General features: G+C 30.1%; 1 protein-coding gene. It reads right to left on the bottom strand.

Going from position 1 to position 249, the window contains the following annotated elements; genetic code table 11:
• Window positions 1–249: GNAT family N-acetyltransferase (locus tag SB764_RS43140; protein WP_410867186.1), on the bottom strand; the 249-nt coding region annotated here is incomplete at both ends.

The raw sequence follows: 249 nt of genomic DNA, 5'->3' as shown, positions 1-249 counted from the left end.
AGTGTAGCCAATTTCAATGGTTTTATTTTCCGAAAAAATAGCATAAAAACGCGTGCTGCCAACATATTTTTTAGTTGCTTTATCAAAAATGATAAAGGGGTATTCCTTTTCATTTTCTCTTTGTAAAATTGCATTTGAAATATATTTTTCAAGATTTTCTTTTCCATTTGCACCCCCTGAATTAAATTCCCAAATATCTGGCTCATTTTCAGAGTAGCTTAACAATACATCAAAATCAGAATGTTGTAG

It is taken from the genome of Paraburkholderia sp. SIMBA_027 (assembly GCF_046535315.1).
Taxonomy (GTDB): domain Bacteria; phylum Pseudomonadota; class Gammaproteobacteria; order Burkholderiales; family Burkholderiaceae; genus Paraburkholderia; species Paraburkholderia tropica.
The sequence above is the reverse complement of the archived record's forward strand: the minus strand, read 5'-3'. Positions and strand labels throughout refer to the sequence as shown.